This window comes from uncultured Sphingomonas sp., assembly GCF_964250165.1.
GTDB lineage: Bacteria > Pseudomonadota > Alphaproteobacteria > Sphingomonadales > Sphingomonadaceae > Sphingomonas.
This window is the reverse complement of sequence record NZ_CAXUEK010000113.1, coordinates 1-5616: the sequence shown is the minus strand read 5'-3', so window position 1 is coordinate 5616 and position 5616 is coordinate 1. Positions and strand designations below refer to the sequence as shown.

Annotated in this window: 6 protein-coding genes and 1 riboswitch; all 6 genes read right to left on the bottom strand. The window is 69.1% G+C overall.

Going from position 1 to position 5616, the window contains the following annotated elements; all coding sequences use genetic code 11:
* Nucleotides 1-914, bottom strand: a 914-nt coding sequence (locus tag ACFE64_RS14770; RefSeq protein WP_375393220.1) for an aminotransferase class V-fold PLP-dependent enzyme, incomplete at its 3' end; no start/stop codon positions are given.
* Nucleotides 911-2269, bottom strand: coding sequence for an aminomethyl-transferring glycine dehydrogenase subunit GcvPA (gcvPA, locus tag ACFE64_RS14765; protein ID WP_375393219.1), 1359 nt, complete (start codon nt 2267-2269; stop codon nt 911-913). The genes gcvPA and ACFE64_RS14770, both read right to left, overlap by 4 nt.
* Before the next feature lie 107 nt (nt 2270-2376).
* Nucleotides 2377-2760: a glycine cleavage system protein GcvH gene (gene gcvH, locus ACFE64_RS14760; protein WP_375393218.1), complete on the bottom strand. Its 384-nt coding sequence runs from the start codon at nt 2758-2760 to the stop codon at nt 2377-2379.
* On the bottom strand, nt 2757-3974 hold the full coding sequence (gcvT, locus tag ACFE64_RS14755; RefSeq protein ID WP_375393217.1) for a glycine cleavage system aminomethyltransferase GcvT: 1218 nt from the start codon (nt 3972-3974) through the stop codon (nt 2757-2759). Before gcvT ends, gcvH begins: the two co-directional genes overlap by 4 nt.
* A gap of 125 nt (nt 3975-4099) precedes the next feature.
* Nucleotides 4100-4188: riboswitch (glycine riboswitch) on the bottom strand.
* Nucleotides 4189-4246: 58 nt separating this feature from the next.
* On the bottom strand, nt 4247-4498 hold the full coding sequence (locus ACFE64_RS14750) for an ATP synthase F1 subunit epsilon (protein ID WP_375393216.1): 252 nt from the start codon (nt 4496-4498) through the stop codon (nt 4247-4249).
* A 114-nt stretch (nt 4499-4612) separates the two neighbouring features.
* The coding region (gene atpD, locus ACFE64_RS14745) for a F0F1 ATP synthase subunit beta (RefSeq protein ID WP_375393215.1) at nt 4613-5616 on the bottom strand (1004 nt) is incomplete at its 5' end.

The following is a 5616-nucleotide window of genomic DNA, read 5'->3' as shown; positions in this document are numbered from 1 at the left end:
CCGCCGCCGCCGTGCGGGGTGGAGAAGGTCTTGTGCAGGTTGATGTGCATCGCGTCGATGCCGAGATCGCCCGGCCGCACGCGCCCGACGATCGCGTTGAAGTTGGCGCCGTCGCAATAGACATAGCCGCCCGCCGCATGGACGGCGTCGCTGATCGTCTTCAGATCGCGCTCGAACAGGCCGCAGGTGTTCGGGTTGGTGATCATCACGGCGGCCACGTCGGGACCGAGCCGCGCCTCCAGCGCCGCGGTGTCGACGCGGCCGTCGGCGGCGGCGGGGATGTCCTCGACGGTGAAGCCGGCGAAGGCGGCGGTGGCGGGATTGGTGCCGTGCGCGCTCTCGGGCACGAGGACCACCTTGCGATGCCCCTCGCCGCGCTTCTCCAGGGCCGCCTTGATGCACAGCATCCCGCACAGCTCGCCATGCGCCCCCGCCTTGGGACTCATCGCGACGCCGTGCATGCCGGTGAGCGTGACCAGCCAGACGGCGAGCTCGTTGATGACGCCCAGCGCGCCCTGCACCGTATCGACCGGCTGCAGCGGATGGATGTCGGCGAATCCGGGCAGCCGCGCCACGCGCTCGTTCAGCCGCGGGTTGTGCTTCATCGTGCACGAGCCGAGCGGGAACAGGCCGAGATCGATCGCATAATTCTGGCGCGACAGCCGCGTATAGTGCCGCACCGTCTCCGGCTCGCTCAGCCCGGGCAGCCCGATCGGCGCCTTGCGCGTCAGGCCGCCGAGCCGGTCGTGCTTCACATCACCTTCGGCGAAGTCGACGCCGGTGGTGCGCGCGTCGCCGATCTCGAAGATCAGCGGCTCCTCCAGCATCAGGGCCTTGTTGCCGGTGGAGGTGCGCGGGTCGCCGCCGCCCGTGTTCGGGCGCTCGGGGCGCCAGCCGCTCGGGTTCACGCTCATGCCATCGCCTCCTCAAGACCGGCGGCGAGCGCCTCGACATCGTCGTGCGTCGTCGTTTCCGTCACCGCGACCACCAGCCCGTTCGCCAGCGCCTCGTCGCCCGGATAGAGCCGGCCGAGCGATACCCCGGCCAGCACGCCGCGTTCGGCCAGCCGCCGCACCACCGGACGCGCCTCCTGCGGCAGGCGCAGCGTGAACTCGTTGAAGAAGCTGTCGTTGACCAACGCCACGCCCGGCACCTGCGCCAGCCGCTCGGCCGCCCGCACCGCGCCGGCATGGTTGAGCCCGGCCAGCCGTCGCAGCCCGGCCTCGCCCAGCAGCGTCATGTGGATAGAGAAGGCGAGCGCGCACAGGCCCGAATTGGTGCAGATGTTGCTGGTCGCCTTCTCGCGCCGGATGTGCTGCTCGCGCGTGGACAGCGTCAGCACGAACCCGCGGCGGCCCTCGGCATCGACCGTCTCGCCGCACAAGCGGCCGGGCATCTGCCGGACATAGCGTTCCTTGCAGCCGAACAGGCCCACATACGGCCCCCCGAAATTGAGCCCGACGCCGAGCGCCTGGCCTTCGCCCACGACGATGTCGGCATCCATCTCGCCCGGCGAGATCAGCGCGCCCATCGCCACCGGCTCGGTGACGACCGCGATCAGCAGCGCCTTCTTGGCATGACACGCGTCGGCCAGCGGGCGCAGGTCGGCGATGCGGCCGAGGATGTCGGGATATTGGACGACGACGCAGCTCGTGTCCGAGTCGATCGCGGCGATCAGGCGGTCGAGGTCAGTCGCGGCGGACAGCGTCGGCGCGGCGGTGTCGAGCAGATCGCCGGTGTATTTCGCCATCGTCTTCGCGACGGAGACGTAATGCGGGTGCAGACCGGAGGACAGGATCGCCTTGCCCCTGCGCGTGATCCGCCGCGCCATGCCGATCGCCTCCCAGCAGGCGGTCGAGCCGTCATACATGCTGGCGTTGGCGACATCGGTCCCGAGCAGGCGCGCGACCTGCGTCTGGAACTCGAACAGCATCTGCAGCGTGCCCTGCGCGATTTCGGGCTGGTAGGGCGTGTAGGCGGTGAGGAACTCGCCGCGCTGGATCAGATGGTCGACGCTGGCGGGCACGTGGTGGCGATAGGCGCCGCAACCGAGAAAGAACGGCACCTCACCCGCGACCATGTTCTGCCGGGCGAGCTTCGTCATGTGCCGCTCGACGGCAAGCTCCGAGGCATGGTTCGGCAGGCCCGCGATCGGGCCGGAGAGGCGCGCGGCGGTGGGCACGTCGGCGAACAGGTCGTCGATCGAGTGGACGCCGATCGCGGCCAGCATATCGTGGCGATCATGGCCGGTCAGGGGAAGGTAGCGCATCGGCAATCTCCCCCCTCCCGCTTGCGGGAGGGGTTGGGGGAGGGCTTGTCGGAACAGGCTGGCAGGAGACGTTTCCTACCCCAGCCCTCCCGCAAGCGGGAGGGAAGCTAAAGCTTGGCCACGAACGCCTCGTAGGCGGCCTCGTCCATCAGCTCGTCCAGCTCGTCGGGATCGGCCAGCGTCAGGCGATAGAACCAGCCCTCGCCCTCGGGGTCCTGGTTGACCAGCTCGGGATTGCCCTCGAGCGCGTCGTTGCCCTCCAGCACCGTGCCCGACGCCGGCGCGTAGACGTCCGACGCCGCCTTGACGGATTCGACCGTCGCCGCCTCGTCGCCCTTTGCCAGCGTCCGACCCTCGGCGGGCGTCTCGACGAACACGACGTCGCCGAGCTGGCCCTGCGCATATTCGGTGATGCCGACCGTGCCGACCCATTCTCCTTCTGGGCCGTCGACCTCGATCCATTCATGCTCGGCAGTGAAGTAACGGCTCATGCTTTGCCTCCGGGGCTGCGGACGTAGCGGTGGGGGACGAAGGGCATCGGCGTGACGGTCGCCCGGTGGACCTTGCCGCGCTGGACGAGGCGGATGGCCGTGCCGGGCGCGGCGAGCGCGAGCGGCACATAGGCCATGGCGATCGGCTGGCCGAGCGACGGCGCGAAGCCGCCCGACGTGACGCGACCGACCTCGCTCTCGTCGGCGTCGACCACGACCGCGCCCTCGCGCACGGGCTGGCGCCCCTCGACCAGCAGGCCGACGCGCTTGGCGATCGGCCCCTGCTCCCGCTCGGCCAGCACGCGCGCCGCGCCGGGGAAATCGCCCGCCTCGCGCCGGCGCTTCGCCAGCGCGAAGCCGAGATCGGCCATCACCAGCGTCGTGTCCTCGTCGATGTCGTGCCCGTAGAGCGGCAACCCCGCCTCCAGCCGCAGCGAATCGCGCGCGCCCAGCCCGATCGGCTTCACCTCCGGCTCGGCGGCGAGCGCGTCGGCGAAGACCGCCGCATAGCCTTGAGGGAGTGAAATCTCGAAACCGTCCTCGCCGGTATAGCCGGAGCGACCGATCCACAGCGGCGCGCCGTTCCAGGCGAACGCCCCGGCCGTCATGAAGACGAGGTTCTCGACGCCGGGCACCACGCGGGACAGCGCATCGACCGCTTTGGGTCCCTGCACCGCGATCAGCGCCTGCTCGTCTTGGAGGTTGATCGTCACTCCGTCGGGAAGCCGCTCAAGCAGATAAGCGACATCGTCGTACTTGGTCGCGCCGTTGACGACGACATAGTATTCGGAGGTCGGTCCAAATCGGTCGGTCACTCGATGCGTGACCATCAGATCGTCGAGGATGCCGCCGCCCTCGCCCAGCAGCAGCGAATAGCGCATCCGGCCCGGGGCCAGGCCGGTGATGTCGCCGGGCAGCAGGGTCTCCAGCGCCGTGTCGACCCCCTCGCCGGTCAGGACGAGCTGGCCCATATGGCTGACGTCGAACAGACCGGCGCTCTCGCGCGTCCACAGATGCTCGGCCATCACGCCCTCATACTGGACGGGCATCTCATAGCCGGCGAACGGGACCATGCGGCCGCCCCGCGCGCGATGCCAGGCATCAAGCGGCAGGCGCTGAATCGGCGGTTCCTCGCCAACGTCGGCGTCATGCGAATAAGGCTGGCCACGGGCCTGGGTGTCGTCAGTGGGGCCGCGATGGACTGCTTCGCTCATGGCCGTTCTCCAAGGGGGATGGGGGCGGGAGGCCCGCTGTCCATCCGACCCCCTCTGTCACGGAACCTGAGAGCTTTGCCCCTTCGGTGGCCGGCGCTGACGCGACGACGCTTTCCAGAGTGCCTGCGCCCTGCGCGGTCCTTTCGCCTGAGAGATTCCGGGGTGGTTGCTCCTTCGGCGGCTCCTCAAAGGAACTCTCTCCCGCGCGGGAGTGATGACGGTCGCCCGCCATCGGCGCGCCAGCCTCTGACGAGGCCGCCCGCGCAAGTCAATCAGTCGACATGCTCGGCGAGCACGGTCAGTCCGCGGGACGACACCTCCGCGAAGCCACCGCGCACGGCGACGCGCTCGGGCTCGCCGCCATCCGTACGATAGATCGACAGCGCGCCGTCGCGCACCGTCGACATGAAGGGCGCATGGCCCTCCAGCACGCCGAAATCGCCCTCCGTGCCAGGCACGGTGACCATGTAGACCGTTTCGGAGCGGACCAGCCGCTCGGGGGTGACGAGTTCGAAGTGGAGCATGTTCTAAATCTCCCCCCTCCCGCTGCGGGAGGGGTCGGGGGAGGGCGTGTGGACTCGAAACGGGCGAGGGACAGGCCCTCCCCTAGCCCCTCCCGCAAGCGGGAGGGGAAATGATCAAGCCTCCTGCGCCAGCTTCTCGGCCTTGGCGACCGCCTCGTCGATGCCGCCGACCATGTAGAAGGCGCTCTCCGGCAGGTGGTCGTACTCGCCGTTCACCACCGCCTTGAACGAGCGCACGGTGTCCTCGAGCTGGACGAACTTGCCGGGAATGCCGGTGAAGACCTCCGCGACATGGAAGGGCTGGCTGAGGAAGCGCTGGATCTTGCGCGCGCGGCTGACGATGAGCTTATCCTCTTCCGACAGCTCGTCCATTCCCAGGATGGCGATGATGTCCTGGAGCGACTTGTAGCGCTGCAGGGTCGACTGCACCGCGCGCGCCGTCTCGTAATGCTCCTGGCCGACGGTGCGCGGCTCCAGCACGCGGCTGGTCGAATCGAGCGGGTCGACCGCGGGGTAGATACCCAGCTCCGAGATTGCACGGCTGAGCGTCGTCGTCGCGTCCAGGTGCGCGAACGAGGTCGCCGGGGCGGGATCGGTCAGATCGTCCGCGGGGACGTAGATCGCCTGCACCGAGGTGATCGAGCCCTTGTTGGTCGAGGTGATCCGCTCCTGCAACGCGCCCATGTCGGTCGACAGCGTCGGCTGATAGCCCACCGCCGACGGGATGCGGCCCAGCAGCGCGGACACTTCGGCGCCCGCCTGCGTGAAGCGGAAGATGTTGTCGACGAAGAACAGCACGTCCTGCCCTTCGACGTCGCGGAAATACTCCGCGATCGTCAGGCCCGACAGCGCGACGCGCGCGCGCGCGCCGGGCGGCTCGTTCATCTGGCCGAACACCAGCGCGACCTTCGATCCCTCGCTGGTCGCGTTGCCGTCGGCGTCCTTGGCGATGACGCCCGCTTCGAGGAACTCGTGGTAGAGGTCGTTGCCCTCGCGCGTGCGCTCGCCGACGCCCGCGAACACCGAAACGCCGCCATGGCCCTTGGCGATGTTGTTGATGAGTTCCTGGATCAGCACGGTCTTGCCGACGCCGGCGCCGCCGAACAGCCCGATCTTGC